The 14,029-nt window shown below is 67.2% G+C and carries 13 protein-coding genes; 10 read left to right on the forward strand and 3 right to left on the reverse strand.

Annotation, left to right across the window (positions count from 1 at the left end):
- Positions 1–265: 265 nt before the first annotated feature.
- From ACEN9O_RS28915 to ACEN9O_RS28940, 6 genes are read left to right on the forward strand one after another with little or no spacing between them, the layout of a single operon-like run.
- Positions 266–1,408 carry an AgaS family sugar isomerase gene (locus ACEN9O_RS28915; protein WP_495615225.1) on the forward strand — a complete coding sequence of 381 codons (1,143 nt, stop codon included), beginning with the start codon at positions 266–268 and terminating at the stop codon, positions 1,406–1,408.
- Positions 1,395–2,354, forward strand: a complete 960-nt coding sequence (locus ACEN9O_RS28920; protein ID WP_495615226.1) for an ROK family protein — start codon at positions 1,395–1,397, stop codon at positions 2,352–2,354. The genes ACEN9O_RS28915 and ACEN9O_RS28920 overlap by 14 nt, the downstream gene beginning before the upstream one ends.
- A gap of 10 nt (positions 2,355–2,364) precedes the next feature.
- Positions 2,365–3,720 (forward strand): D-tagatose-bisphosphate aldolase, class II, non-catalytic subunit, encoded by a 1,356-nt coding sequence (locus tag ACEN9O_RS28925; RefSeq protein WP_495615227.1) that lies wholly within the window; start codon positions 2,365–2,367, stop codon positions 3,718–3,720.
- Between the two features lie 33 nt (positions 3,721–3,753).
- The gene (locus tag ACEN9O_RS28930; protein ID WP_495615228.1) at positions 3,754–4,521 is read left to right on the forward strand and encodes a DeoR family transcriptional regulator; all 768 of its coding nucleotides are present in this window, start codon (positions 3,754–3,756) and stop codon (positions 4,519–4,521) included.
- 2 nt (positions 4,522–4,523) lie between these two features.
- Positions 4,524–5,630: an N-acetylglucosamine-6-phosphate deacetylase gene (nagA, locus tag ACEN9O_RS28935; protein ID WP_495615229.1), complete on the forward strand. Its 1,107-nt coding sequence runs from the start codon at positions 4,524–4,526 to the stop codon at positions 5,628–5,630.
- Positions 5,631–5,641: 11 nt separating this feature from the next.
- Entirely contained in the window at positions 5,642–7,435 is a 1,794-nt protein-coding gene (locus tag ACEN9O_RS28940) for an MFS transporter (protein ID WP_495615230.1), read from the forward strand.
- 89 nt (positions 7,436–7,524) lie between these two features.
- On the opposite strand, the gene ACEN9O_RS28945 is transcribed toward ACEN9O_RS28940, so the two are convergent.
- The gene (locus tag ACEN9O_RS28945) at positions 7,525–8,298 is read right to left on the reverse strand and encodes an alpha/beta fold hydrolase (RefSeq protein WP_495615231.1); all 774 of its coding nucleotides are present in this window, start codon (positions 8,296–8,298) and stop codon (positions 7,525–7,527) included.
- Between the two features lie 77 nt (positions 8,299–8,375).
- Positions 8,376–10,184: an FAD-binding oxidoreductase gene (locus tag ACEN9O_RS28950; RefSeq protein ID WP_495615232.1), complete on the reverse strand. Its 1,809-nt coding sequence runs from the start codon at positions 10,182–10,184 to the stop codon at positions 8,376–8,378.
- A gap of 254 nt (positions 10,185–10,438) precedes the next feature.
- Between ACEN9O_RS28950 and ACEN9O_RS28955 the strand changes: the two genes are divergently transcribed.
- Positions 10,439–10,972, forward strand: a complete 534-nt coding sequence (locus ACEN9O_RS28955) for a phasin family protein (RefSeq protein ID WP_495615233.1) — start codon at positions 10,439–10,441, stop codon at positions 10,970–10,972.
- A 6-nt stretch (positions 10,973–10,978) separates the two neighbouring features.
- Here ACEN9O_RS28955 and ACEN9O_RS28960 read toward each other — a convergent pair whose 3' ends face one another.
- The gene (locus ACEN9O_RS28960) at positions 10,979–11,641 is read right to left on the reverse strand and encodes a glutathione S-transferase family protein (RefSeq protein WP_495615234.1); all 663 of its coding nucleotides are present in this window, start codon (positions 11,639–11,641) and stop codon (positions 10,979–10,981) included.
- A 178-nt stretch (positions 11,642–11,819) separates the two neighbouring features.
- Between ACEN9O_RS28960 and ACEN9O_RS28965 the strand changes: the two genes are divergently transcribed.
- From ACEN9O_RS28965 to arr, 3 genes are read left to right on the forward strand one after another with little or no spacing between them, the layout of a single operon-like run.
- Positions 11,820–12,632 carry a MipA/OmpV family protein gene (locus tag ACEN9O_RS28965; RefSeq protein ID WP_495615235.1) on the forward strand — a complete coding sequence of 271 codons (813 nt, stop codon included), beginning with the start codon at positions 11,820–11,822 and terminating at the stop codon, positions 12,630–12,632.
- A 56-nt stretch (positions 12,633–12,688) separates the two neighbouring features.
- A complete protein-coding gene (locus tag ACEN9O_RS28970) occupies positions 12,689–13,558 on the forward strand; it encodes a CPBP family intramembrane glutamic endopeptidase (RefSeq protein WP_495615236.1) in 870 nt (289 codons plus the stop codon).
- 12 nt (positions 13,559–13,570) lie between these two features.
- A complete protein-coding gene (arr, locus tag ACEN9O_RS28975; RefSeq protein ID WP_495615237.1) occupies positions 13,571–14,026 on the forward strand; it encodes an NAD(+)--rifampin ADP-ribosyltransferase in 456 nt (151 codons plus the stop codon).
- Positions 14,027–14,029: the final 3 nt, after the last annotated feature.

Here is a 14,029-nt window from a genome sequence, read left to right on the forward strand (position 1 = left end):
CTTATTTCGAAAGAAAAGCGTTGCGATGCAATTACTCTAGGAATAAAAATAAGCCCGGTCAACAAAAAGAAAGGGAATATTTAAAAAGAATGCGCCAAATCTTTCGTATTGATAGTTGATTGAATAACACACTTTCGTTTTCGTGGCGAAAGTGGTACATCACCCGCAAATCAACAGCGAACATAACTTTCTTTTTACTTTCGAATTTGACATTTCGAAAATAAAACCCTATTCTTTGCCTGACTTAACCAGACTAATTCTTTCGATGACCAACCTACTCCAGCGTGTTCCCCAAGCCTGGCGCGATATCGGCGGCCTCGATACCGCCGAAGAAATCGTCCATCAGCCCGCCCTCTGGCGCGAACTGGCGGCGGATCTCGGCGCACAAAAAAGCCGGATCGCCGCCTTCCTGGGCGACACCCTGAGCAATCCGCAGCAGCGCGTGATCCTGACCGGCGCCGGCAGCTCGGCCTATGTCGGCGAAATCATCGCCGACGAAATCAACGCCGCCTGGCCGTGCCAGGTGCGCGCGCTGTCGACCACCAGCCTGCTGACCCACCCCGCGCTCTACCTGGAACGCACGGCGCCAACGCTGGTGGTGTCCTTCGCCCGCAGCGGCAACAGCCCGGAAAGCACGGCTGCGGTGCAGCTGGTGCGCGACATGGTGCCGACCGCGCGCTTCCTCAACATCACCTGCAACGCCAACGGCGCGCTGGCCCTGCAAGGCGCCGGCGACGAGCAAACCCTCAACCTGATGATGCCGGCCGCCAGCTGCGATCGCGGCTTCGCCATGACCAGCAGCTTCACCTGCATGCTGCTGGCCGCGTTGTGCGCGCTCGATCCCGACTTCCAGCCAGAGCGTCTGGACACGCTGGCGCAACTGGGCGAGCAGGCGCTGGCCGCGTGGTCGGCACCGGTGGCGGAACTGGCCGTGCAGCGCGTCTCGCGCGTGGTCTACCTGGGCAGCGGTCCGCTGGAAGCGCTGGCCAAGGAAGCGGCGTTGAAGATCCTCGAACTGACCGCCGGCAGCGTGCTGGCGATGGCCAACAGCGCGCTCGGTTTCCGCCACGGCCCCAAGGCCGCATTGAACCACGAGACGCTGGTGGTGCTGTTCCGCAGTTCCGATCCGCTATCGCGCCGCTATGAACATGATCTGCTGCTGGAACTTCAGCGCGACCAGGTCGCGGGCCGCTGCCTGACCGTGGGCGCCGGCGCCGACGCCGACATCGGCATCGATGCGCCGGCATGGCCAGACGCCTGGCTGGCCCCATTGTGGTTGCTGATGGCGCAGCAGTACGCGCTGCACCAGTCGGCGCTGCTGCAGCTGCGTCCCGATAATCCTTTCGCCGGCGGCACCGTCAACCGTGTCGTGCAGGGCGTCACCATCTACCGCCATGACGAATTCTGAACCACGCGGCTATCACGGCATCGATATCGGCGGCACCAAGATCGAGCTGGTGGCGTATGCCGAAGAAGGCCATGAACTGCGGGAAGTTCACCGCGAGCGCATCGCCACGCCGGGCACCGATTTCGCCGAGTTCCTGCTGGCGATCCAGGGCCTGGTGGGCCGCGCCGACAAGATGCTGGGCCTGCGGGCGCCGGTCGGCATCGGCCTGCCCGGCGTGATCGACAGCGCCACCGGGCGGCAGCTCAGCTCCAACGTGCCGGCGCTGAACGGCCGCGCCGTGGCCGATGCGCTCAAGGATGCGCTGCAGCGCCCTATCGCGGTCGGCAACGACTGCCAGTGCTTCGCGCTGTCGGAAGCGCAAGGCGGCGCGGCGGCCGGCAAGCCGACCATGTTCGGCGCCATCATCGGCACCGGCGCCGGCGGCGGCTATTGCGTCGACGGCCGCCTGCTGCGCGGCGCCAACGGCGTGGCCGGCGAGTGGGGCCACTGGCCGCTGCCGGCCGCACAACTGGCATCGCCGCTGGCCCCTGCCGCACTACCGATCCTCGACTGCGCCTGCGGCCGGCGCGGCTGCCTGGAACGCTATGTCTCCGGTCCCGGCATGAGCCAGCTGCACCAGCACCTCGGCGGCGCCGACGAAACACCGCTGGCCATCGTCGCGCAGGCGCGCGCCGGTTCGGCCCTCGCCGGCCGGACCATGGCGCTGCATGCCGACCTGCTGGGCCACGCGCTGGCCACGCTGGTGCTGACGCTGGACCCGCACGTCATCGTGCTGGGCGGCGGCCTGTCGCAACTGGCGCACCTGTACGACCTGCTGCCGGCCGCGATACGCCGCCACCTGTTCCCCGGCGTGCGCGTGCCGCCCATCCTGCCGCCGAAGTTCGGCGACGCCGGCGGCGCGCGCGGCGCCGCCCTGCTCGCCCGCCAGCAACTCGCCGACCACTAAGCCAACGCCCATGAAAACTACCGAATCCCTGTCCCCCGTCCAGCAGATCGTCGCTGCTCACCGCCGTGGCGAAGCTGTCGGCTTGTACAGCGTGTGCTGCAGCCATCCTAGCGTGCTGCGCGCGGCGATGCGCGTGGCGGCCGGCTACGACACCATGCTGCTGGTGGAGGCGACCTCGAACCAGGTCGACCAGTTCGGCGGCTACACCGGCATGACGCCATCGGCCTTCCGCGACTACGTGCATACGCTGGCGCGCGGCCAGGGCTTCCCGCTGGAGCGCCTGGTGCTGGGCGGTGACCACCTCGGCCCCAACGCCTGGCAGCACCTGGACGCGGCCACCGCCATGCAGCATGCGGAGACGCTGATCGCCGCCTACGCCGCCGCCGGCTTCCACAAGATCCACCTCGATTGCAGCATGCGCTGCGCCGACGATCCGCAGCTGCTGAGCGACGAAACCATCGCCGCCCGCTCGGCGCGGCTGTGCGCGGTCGCGGAGAAGGCCGCCGGGCAGGCCGGCCTGCCGCCGCCGGTCTACGTGATCGGCACCGAAGTCCCGATCCCCGGCGGTGAGGCCAGCCTGGCGCAGGCCGGCGCCGTCACCTCGCCCAAGGCCGCCGCGCGCACGCTGGACGTGCACCGCCTGGCCTTCTTCGCGATGGAGCTGCACGACGCCTGGCGTCGCGTGATCGCGATGGTGGTGCAGCCGGGCGTGGACTTCGACCACAGCCAGATCCGGCACTACGACGCCGCCCAGGCGACCGCGTTGTCGGCCTTCGTCGCCGGCCAGCCCGGCCTGGTGTTCGAAGCCCACTCCACCGACTACCAGCGCGAATCGGCGCTGCATGACATGGTGCGCGACCACTTCGCCATCCTCAAGGTCGGCCCGGCCGCCACCTTCGCGTTGCGCGAGGCCCTGCAGGCGCTGTGCCGCATCGAGGAGGAACTGGTGGCGCCCGGCCGCGCCTCGCGCCTGATGCAGGTGCTGGACGAAACCATGCTGGCGCAGCCCAAGCACTGGGCCAGGCACTACCCCGGCAGCAGCGCCGAACAGCGCCTGCTGCGCCGCTATGGCCTGAGCGACCGTTGCCGCTACTACTGGGGCGAGCCGGCGATCGTGGCCGCCGTCGACAAACTGTGCGCCAACCTCGACGCGCTGGCGATCCCGTTGTCGCTGCTGAGCCAACACCTGCCGGAGCAGTATCTGGAAGTGCTGCAAGGCCAGCTGACCACCAGGGCCGACGCGCTGCTGGAGCATAAAATCGGCCGCGTGCTGGCGCAGTATGCGCGCGCCTGCAACCGCAACGGGACGGCAAATACGACGCTGAATGCGACCGCGCCCGCTGGCACAGCGGCCGCGATCTGTTAAGCTCGACATCTTTGAATATCTGACAGCAGAACAATGCGACATACCAGTCAACGCCGCGCCGCCATTTTGCAGGCGCTTACCCAACACGGCTCGGTGCAGGTGACCAAGCTGGTGGACCAGCTGGGCGTCTCCGCCGTCACCATCCGCAGCGACCTCAGTGCGCTGGAATCGCAAGGCCTGGCCACGCGCAGCCACGGCGGCGCCACGCTGACCCGCACGCCGCCGCCCGAGCAGACCATACCGCAGAAGGACGCGCTGAACCACGAGCAGAAGGAGCGCATCGGCGCCTGGGCCGCGCGCATGGTGCAGCCGGGCGATAACATCATCATCGATTCGGGCACCACCACCATCTCGCTGGCGCGCCACCTGCGCACGGCGCAGGACGTGACGGTGATGACCAATGGCCTGAACATCGCCTGGGAACTGGCCGACGCCCCCGGCGTCGACCTGATCCTGACGGGCGGCCTGCTGCGCAAGCAGTCGCTGTCGATCCAGGGCACGCAGGCCGAGGCCTGCCTGCAGGCCTACAGCTTCGACAAGCTGTTCCTCGGCGTCGACGGCTTCGACCTGCAATTCGGCGTCACCACCCACCACGAGGCGGAAGCAAGCCTGAACCACAAGATGGTGGAGCGGGCCAAGAAGATCATCGTCCTCGCCGACGCCTCCAAATTCGGGCGCGTCAGCCTGCACCGCATCGTGCAGCTGGACCGCGTCCATACCGTCATTACCGACGCCAGCATCAGCGCGGAATACCGCGATGGCCTGCTGGACGCCGGCATCGAACTCCTGATAGCGGAATAACAGTGTTAAGCGGCAGAATCCTCACTCCACAAGGCTGGATCACGGGCAGCATCGCCTTCAGTGAACAAACCCGGCGCATTCAATCGATCCAGGCCGACGCGCAAGCCGACAGCGGCCTGACCATCCTGCCCGGCTTCATCGACCTGCACGTGCACGGCGCCGCCGGCGTCGACATCATGCAGGGCGGCGATGCCGGCGCCAGCGTGGCGCGCAGCCACGCGCGCCATGGCACCACGGCGATGCTGGGCACCACCATGACGGCCACCGACAATTCGATCCGCCGCGCGCTCAAGGGCCTGGCCGGCGTGATCGCCGAACGCCCTGCCGGCGCGGCGCGCATGCTGGGCGTGCACCTGGAAGGGCCGTTCCTGAGCATCCACCGCCTCGGCGCGCAGCCGGCCGACTCGGTGGCGGTGGCCAGCCTGGAGCTGATGCGCAGCTATCATGAGCTGGCGCCGATCCGCGTGCTGACCATCGCCACCGAAGTGGATGGCCACCTGGCGCTGATCCCGATGCTCAAGCAGATGGGCATCCGCGTGCAGCTGGGCCACAGCAACGGCAGCTACGAGGACGGCGTGGCCGCGCTCAACGCCGGCGCGGCCGGATTCACCCATCTGTTCAACGGCATGACGGCGCTCAACCACCGCCAACCAGGCATCGCTGGCGCCGCGCTGGCGCACGCCGAATACGCCGAGATCATCCCCGACCTGCAGCACGTGCATGAAGGCGCGATCCGCGCCGCGCTGCGCGCCATCCCGCGCCTGTACGGCGTGACCGACGCCACCTCGGCCACCGGCATGCCGGACGGCGAGTATGGGCTGGGCAGCCAGCGCGTTTACAAGTGCCTGGGCTGCGTGCGGCTGGCCAGCGGCTCGCTGGCCGGATCGGTGCTGACGATGGACCAGGCGCTGCGCAATTTCGTCGGCCTGGGCCTGGACCTGGCCGACGCCTCCAACCGCCTGTCGCTCTACCCCGCCGACTATCTGGGCGAGACCGAACGCGGGCGCCTGGCGCCCGGCGCCTGGGCCGACATGGTGGTCCTGAATGCTGATCTGCAGCCGGTGGCCGTCTTCGTTGAAGGCGAAGCCATCGATCTTTCTTCCCACTAGCCGGAGTTTCGATGCAAGCCACCCTGCCAACCGCACCCGCCCGCGCCATGGGCTTTCTGCTGTTTATCGCCGGTATGGGAGGGCTGCTGTACGGGATAGACGTCGGCATTATCGCCGGCGCCCTGCCCTATCTGGAATCGACGGCGTCGGTGGCGTGGAAGCTGAGCGCGCAGCAGCTGGGCTTTATCGTCGCGGCGGTGCTGCTGGGGTCCGTGCTGTCGTCGCTGTTCGCCGGCGCGCTGGCCGACCTGGTCGGGCGGCGCGCGGCGATGGTGCTGGCCGGCGCCCTGTTCACGGTGAGCATACCGCTGATCGCTCTCGCCGACGGCTACCTGCCGCTGATGCTGGGCCGTCTGCTGCAAGGCATCAGCGGCGGCTTGATCGGCGTGGTGGTGCCGCTGTACCTGGCAGAGTGCCTGCACGCGCGCCATCGCGGACGCGGCGCGGCGCTGTTCCAGCTGCTTCTGACCATCGGCCTGGTGGCGGCGGCGCTGATCGGATTGTTCCAGGCGCAGACCGTGGAAACCGCGATGGCAGCGGCACAGCATCTGGCGGAGGCGGCGCGCGCCGACGCCGTGTTTGCGGCCAAGGACCACGCGTGGCGCAGCATCTTCTGGGTGTGTCTGGCGCCGGGCCTGGTGTTCACGCTGGGCGGCCTGCTGCTGTCGGAATCGCCGCGCTGGCTGGCGGCCAAGGGCCGCATCGCGCAGGCGCGTGCCGCGCTGCTGCGCACGCGACCCGCCGCCGAGGCGGAAGCGGAACTGCGCGACATCGAACTGGCACTGTCGCCGGCCGCGTCACACGGCGGCGCGGCCGCCAACGACCGCCTGCTGAGCCGCCGCTACGTGCTGCCCTTCCTGCTGGCCTGCCTGGTGCTGGCGCTGACGCAGGCAACCGGCATCAATTCCATCCTGGCCTACGTGGTCACCATTCTCAATCAGGCCGGCCTGCCCGGCGCCACCGCCAACATGGCCGACGTCGCGCTCAAGGTGCTCAACGCCGTGATGACGGTAGTGGCGGTGGCGCTGGTGGACCGCAAGGGCCGCAAGTTCCTGATGATGCTGGGCACCGGCGGCATCGTGCTGGCGCTGTTGACAGCGGGTCTGCTGTTCCGCAGCGTGGAGGGCGAACAAAGCGACATCAGCGCCATGCTGCAAACGCGCGCCCAGGCCGGGAGCCTGGAACTGCGCCTCGATCCGGCGACCTTGCAGGCGCTGGGCGGCAGGCCGGTGGACGGCGCGGCGATGCAGCTGTCGATCGCCTATTCCTACGGCCCGTTCACCAATGTGCAAAGCCGCCGCAGCGACGATCCGGCGCTACCGCTGCTGCGCGTCACGCGGGAAGACACGGTGCAGCCGGACAGCGTGATCGGCGCCTTCTTCCGCCGCCTGCATCTGAATCCGTTCGCCGATCCGGCGCAAGCTGTCGGCGAGCCGCTGCGCATCGAGCAGGCGCACCTGTCGGCGGTACCGCCCTCCGCGCACGGCTGGCAGGTGGCGCTGGCGATCTGCCTGTTCGTCGCCAGCTTCGCGGTCGGCCCCGGCGTGTGCGTATGGCTGGCGCTGTCGGAGCTGATGCCCAACCGGATCCGCTCCAATGGCATGAGCGTGGCGCTGCTGATCAACCAGTTCGTGTCCACCGTGATTGCGGCGGTATTCCTGCCGACCGTAGGCCAGTATGGTTACGCCACGCTGTTCTTCTACGGCGCCGGCTGTGCGCTGCTGTACTTCCTGACCGCCGCCTTCCTGCTGCCCGAAACCAAGGGCAAGACGCTGGAAGAAATCGACGCCTACTTCTCGCGCTGACCCGTCCCGTCATTCCCGCGCAGGCGGGAATCCATAGGCCGCGTGGTCAGATGCTCAGCATGGATTCCCGCCTGCGCGGGAATGACGCGCTAAGCCAGGCAGGCTTCGAGCGAGGTCTCGAGCAGCGGGAAGTGACCGCTGTCGACCATGCGCACGCTGGCCTGCGGGAAGATGGCGCGCCAGATGGCGCCATCCTGTTCCGCATCGATCATCGGATCGTGGCGGCCGAACAGCACAGATACCGGCCCATTGAAAGCGCTGCGCCCCGGCGGCTGGAAGCTGGCCGCAAAGTCGTCCGACACGGCGACCGAAGTCGGGCCGTCGAAGGCACCCGGCTGCTGCAGCACGTCGAGGAAATGGCGCGGCGCATCGCCGGCGTTCGGGCCGAAATACAGCGACGGCACATCCGGCAGCAACTGCAGCACGCCGAACACGTCCCAGAAGCGCGCGCGTCCCGGCGCCGCATCGTAGGCGGCCAGCGCCGCGACGACCTTGTGTGCGTCCGCGTGGCTAGCATTGCGCGCCAGCGCGTGCCGCGCCAATCGCAGCGCGGCCTGTTCAGGATTGTAGGTCGGCGCCAGCAGCACGACGCGCGCCACCTGCTCCGGCGCGTGGTTGGCGACGTGCGTCGCCAGATGCGCGCCGAAGGAGCTGGCCATCACGGTCAGCGGCGCGCCGTGCGCCTGTGCGCTGCGGCGGAATCCCGTCAGCGTGGCCTCCAGCAGATCCAGGTAGGGACGCTGCGCGCACGGCGCCGCAGGCGGCTGCTGCCACCACTCCACATCGCTGGCCTGCGGGAAGCGCGTGCTTTCGATGGCGACGCTCAGGCCCGGGCCGCCGTGCAGATAGAAGATCGATGCCATGTATGCTCCTCGTCAGTGGACTGGCGCCAGCGTAACGCAACTGTGCTTTTTTGACAAGTACGCGACCAGCGCCGGCATCAGCCCTTGCGCGTAAAGCCGTCGTCGCTCCACGCCTCGCTGCCGACACCGTGGCGCACGAAGAACAGGCCGTGCGGATCGTACTGGCGCTTGGCGCGCGCCAGCCGCGCGTAGTTGGCGCCCCAGAACGCGGCCTGCCAGTCCTTGAGGAAGTAGTCGCTCTCCGACACGTAGGAGCCGGCCTTGGGCGCGGCCTTGTGCAACTCCCCCATCGCCCGGCCGATCGCGGCGGCCCGTTCGCGGCCGCGCTGCGCGCCATCCTTCGCATCGCCCGGCATGCCGGGATAGTGCGGGCCGTCGCCGCCGGCGATGATGGCCAGCGCGAACGCGCCCAGCACGTCGGGATTCATCGCCGTGTCGCGCGCCGCGGCCAGGTCGGCGGCCGAGGCGCCGGCCAGTCCCTTGTTGAAGTGCAGGCCCACGCGCCAGTGCCGCGTGCTGCGGAACAGCGCGTCGGCCAACTGCGCCTGCTGTTCGGCCGCCAGCAGCTTGGCCGGCAGCCAGGCCGACTGGTAGCCGTGGATGAACCAGCCCGCGTCGGCGGCGTCGCCCTTCCACACGCCGTGGTGCGCCGGAGCGCCGGGACGCTCGTCCGCAAGCATGAAGCCCGGCGCGTATTTTTTGAAGAAGGCCACGTTCCAGAACTGCCGCGCCGGCAGCGCCACCGCGCGGAACGGTTGCTCCAGCGTGTATTCGGGCCGCTCGCCCAGCCAGGCCAGGAACGGCGCCCACGCCGCCTCCGCCTGCTGCTGGTTCAGGCCCTGGAACACCATCGACACGTCCACCGTGTTGTTGGTGTTGAAGCCGATCTGCTCGCCCCAGTTGGCGTTGAACAGCGTGCTGGCGTAGAAGGCCATCACCTGTGCGATCAACGCGCGGTAGGCATCGTCGGAGGCTGCCTTGATGTTGAACATCACCCCGCCGAAGGTCTCCGGCAGTTCGCGCGTGCGCAGGGTCAGCCGCGTGACCACGCCGACGCTGCCGCCACCGCCGCCCTTCAAGGCCCAGAACAACTCGGGATTGGTGCAGGCGTTGGCGATGCGCACCTGGCCGTCGGCGGTCACCACTTCGGCTTCCAGCAGGCCGGCGGCGGCGGTGCCGTAGTTCTTGGAGAAGCTGCCGAAGCCGCCGCTCTGCACCAAGCCGGCCACGCCGACCGTGGTGCAGCCGCCGCCCTGCACGTAGCGGCCGCCGCGCGTGGTGACGGCGTCGTAGGCGTCGATCCACATCGCGCCCGCGCCCAGCGTGACAGCCGGCTGCGGCGCGTCGCTGCAGCCCTGCGCGACGAACGCCGGCTGCAGCGTGGCGTCGTTCATCTGGCGGGTCCAGACCAGCAGCGAATCGGGCGCGTCGGACGTGCCCTGGTAGCTGTGGCCGCCGCCTTTGACCACCAGCCGCAGATTGTGCTCGCGCGCGAAGTTGATGGCCGCCACCACGTCGGCCGTGCCGCGCGCCGCCACCGCATAAGCGCTCGGCTGCGAGGACCAGGCATCCAGCCAGCCGCTGGTCTGCGTCAGCGCCGGCTGGTCGCCGATGGCGTAGGTGTTGTTCAGCTGATCCAGCGCGGCGGTGCAGGCCGGCGCGGCGACACCACCGGCGCAGGCGGCGAACGGCGCATCCAGTTTGAGCAGGTGGCCGTCCACCCGCTGCCGCAGCTGCGCCCAGGCGGAGGCCGATGGCCAGGCGGCATCGCCGGGGCGCACGCGGCGACGCGGCGCGGCGGCGCTCCATGCCGGCAGCGAGGCCAGCGAGGTGACCGACATCAGCGACAAGGCCGCTGCCGACTTGAGCAAGCTTCTTCTTTTCATGGGACTGGCTTTCATGTGTGATAGGGACAACGTCACCTTAGCGCAGCGGTCCTCCGCCGGTCCATTCCTATGTGGCGAGACGGACAATGACGTGGCGAAGCGGATAATTTATTGACCAGCCAAAACGAATGATGCCGCCAAGCTCTGGTGTGGCAAAAACCGCCCCGACCTGCGAAGATAAGTGCTACAGGCGTCCGGCCAGAGCGCCCGTTCAAGCACTCTCACTTTGGCCCCACACCATCCAGGAGAAGTACATGAATTCGTTTGTGGAAACCATTTCGCCAGCAGCAAAAAATCACGCGCTCGCCCGCATCGACTATTTCAGCGACCTGACCCTCGCCACCCTGCAATCGGTGCGCAAGCTGTCGGAAGTGAACCTGCAATTCAGCCGCGACTGGCTACAGGAATCCACTGAAGCCGTGCGCGCCGCCCTGCTGACCCCGCAGTCCGAGCGCACCGCGATCGCACCGCCGTCGACCGAGCGCGCGGCGCACCAGTTGCAGGCGTGGCAGGAGCAACTGACCCAGGTGGCCAGCGAGTATCAGGTCCGCATCAACCAGCTGGTGCAGCAGCATGCGCCGCAGGCGGCGCGCACCGCCACCGAGCTGGCCGAGGCGGTCACGCAGAAGGCCGCCGCCCAGGTCGACCAGCAACTGCGCCAGAGCAAGGCCAGCGGCAAGGCCATCATGGATCAGGCCCACCAGTTCGCCAGCGTGGCGGCGCAGAACGGTTCGATGGCGCAGCCGGCCTCGATGCAGAGCGCCGACGAACAGGCCAAGCAGAACTAGGCGCGGCTACAGGAAGCGTTCCGGAATATCGTCAACGAAGGGATACATCGAGAAATACGGCTTGGCCTCGTCGAGCACCTGCTTGACGGACGGCCGGCCGACCAGCCGTTCGAAGTAGTCGTTGAGGTGCGCGTACTCCTCGGGGAACGGCAACAGCGTGGCGGCGTAGAACAACGCGGGCGCCGCCGCGCAATCGGCCATGCTGAACGCATCGCCGCACATCCAGCTGCGCGTGGCCATGCGCTTCTCTATCATCTTGTACGCCGTCTTGAGCTTGGTGCGCTCCGCGGTCCGGTCGCACTGCATGCCGCTCAGGTGGCCGCTGACGATGGTCTGCACCGGCCCCTGCACATAATTGTCGAAGAAGCGATCCCACAGGCGCACGTCGAGCGCCGCATCCCAGTCGGCCGGGATCAGGTCCTGCGGGCCGGGGAAATGGCGGTCCAGGTATTCGATGATGACCGAGGTCTCCGGCACCTCGCGGCCACGCTCGTGGTCGCGCAGCACCGGGAACTTACACAAGGGCCAGATCGCTCCCAGCTCGGCGCGGTCGGCCTCCTCGCCCAGGTTGATCAGGCGCTTGTCGAACGGCGTGTTGTTCTCGTACAGCGCGATCAGCACTTTATGGCAGAACGAGGCCAGGGGGTGGTAGTACAACGTCAGGGACATGGTCGGCTCTCCGAAGGTCGGGCACCGCCACGCGGTACCAATCAAATCGACAAATGATACTTCAGACAAGCCGATAGCGGCGGACGGGAAATGTTGCGACACTGCGCTCCGTCATACGCCGGGCCCACTCCAATCAAGCGCCGGCGGACCACCGAACCACCATACCACAGGATCCTCCATGCGCTTTATCGTCCCTCTCGTACTCGCCTCCCTCTGCGCCTTCAGCGGCAACAGCAACGCCGACGCCCTCGAACTGCCATCGTCGCAGGGCCCGAAAACCGCGCCCGCCGCCGGCGACAGCCTGACCATCGGCGCCGGCCTGGCCTACGTACCCGAATACGCCGGCAGCAAGAAAAGCCGCGTGCTGCCGCTGCCCTATCTTGAGCGCACCTTCGACAACGGCGCCTTCATCAGCACCATGCGCGGCGCCGGCTTCCAGACCAGCGTGAACGGCGTGGGCCTGAGCGCCGCCCTGACCTACGGCGGCGCGCGCGCCGACCACAAACGCAGTTACTTCGACGGCTCCGACGCCCTCAAGGGCATGGACGAGATCCACGGTGCGGCGCAGGCCGTGCTGGGCGCGAGCTATCAACTGGGTACCGTCGGCGTGAGCCTGAGCACCACGCAGAACCTGGCACGCCGCGAACACGGCGCCACCTACACGCTGGGCGCGGCGATGCCCTTGTACACCACCGCCAGCGACCAGGTCGGCATGAGCGTGTCGACCGAGTATGACGACAAGAAGCACATGCAAACCTATTTCGGCGTGACCGCCGCGCAAAGCGCCACCTCCGGCTACAAGGCCTTTACCGCCAAGGGCGGCTTTGCCAACGTCGCGGCCAGCGTCAACTGGAATCATGTCATCGACAAGAACTGGTCGGCGCATACGGCGCTGGGCGTAACGCATCTGACCACCGATGCGGCCGACAGTCCGCTAACCCAGCGCAAGACCACGCCGGTGCTGATGACGGGCGTTGCCTACAAGTTCTAAGCCGCTTAGCGGAGTGATATTATTGAAGGAATTTTAATTCTCCATTTCCTTCAATAATGCCGACACTCACACTGCTGACTTTCATCGCGCTCGCCCTCTCCATGGGCGCGGTCTGGTTCAAACCCTTTCCTCGATTTCCGGTCGCGCCATGGCAAGCCTTGTTTGCCGTGGCGCTGCTGTGCGGCGCGCTGGCGGGCGTGCTGCATGCACCGGCCTTCATCGCGCTGGCCTTGTTCGGCGGAGCGGCCTGGCTGACCGATGGGGCGTCCAAAAAATATTTGCGGATATTGTCTGGCGTCGCCACGCTGGTGCTGGCGTTTGCGCTGGCGATCCACAAGCTGCCGGGGTTCAGCAATCCCGTGGTGATCGCGGACGCGGTGTTCTCGCCTGGCGCCAACCCGTTTACCCAATATGCGAATTTCGACAAGGGCGCGGTCGGCCTGATACTGCTGGCCTTTATCTGCCGGCGCACTTCCTCGCTGGCCGAGTTCAGCGGCGTGCTGAAGAAGACCTGGCCGGTGCTGCTGGTCACCGTGGCAGCGGTGATGGCCTTTGCCGTCGGCCTCGGCTTCGTGCACCCTGCGTTCAAGCTGCCGGAGGTCACGCTGCAATTCCTGGCGGTCAACCTGTTCTTCACGGTCGTCGCCGAAGAAGCCTTCTTCCGCGGCTTCCTGCAAGCGCGGCTGGCGTCGGCGCTGTCCGGCCTCCGTTTTGGCCCGTGGGTGGCGCTGATCTGCTCCGCCCTGCTGTTCGGCGCCGCCCATCTGGCGGGCGGCCCGCTGTACGCCGCGCTCGCCACCATCGCGGGCCTGGGCTATGCCTACGCCTACCACACGACGCAGCGCATCGAAGCGCCCATCCTCATGCACATCGCGCTCAACGCCGTGCATTTCATCTTCTTCACCTATCCATTCATTGCCCGCTAAGGAGATGTACACATGAGCAATCCAGATTGGACGGCGGTCACTCATGACAATTGTCGCGACGTGCAAGGCCCCTTCTATCACGGGACCAGGTACGCTCTTGAGACAGGCGACCTGCTGGTGCCGGGACACGCCTCCAATTTCGAGGCGGGACGCATCTCGAACAACGTGTATTTCAGCGCACTACTGGAGCCGGCTGTGTGGGGCGCGGAGTTGTCCACTTCGCTTGCCGGAGCGGAAGGCCGTGGCTACATCTATATCGTCGAACCGACCGGCACCTTCGAGGATGATCCCAACCTCACAAACAAGCGTTTCGCAGGCAACCCGACGCAATCCTACCGCACCCGTCATCCCCTGAGAATCGTCGGCAAGGTCGAGGACTGGACGGGCCATGCGCCGGAAATGCTCCAGCAGATGCTCGACGGTCTGCGGGAAAAAATGCGTAACGGTTCGGCTGCGATCGAGGACTAACCT

The organism is Duganella sp. Dugasp78, assembly GCF_059491455.1.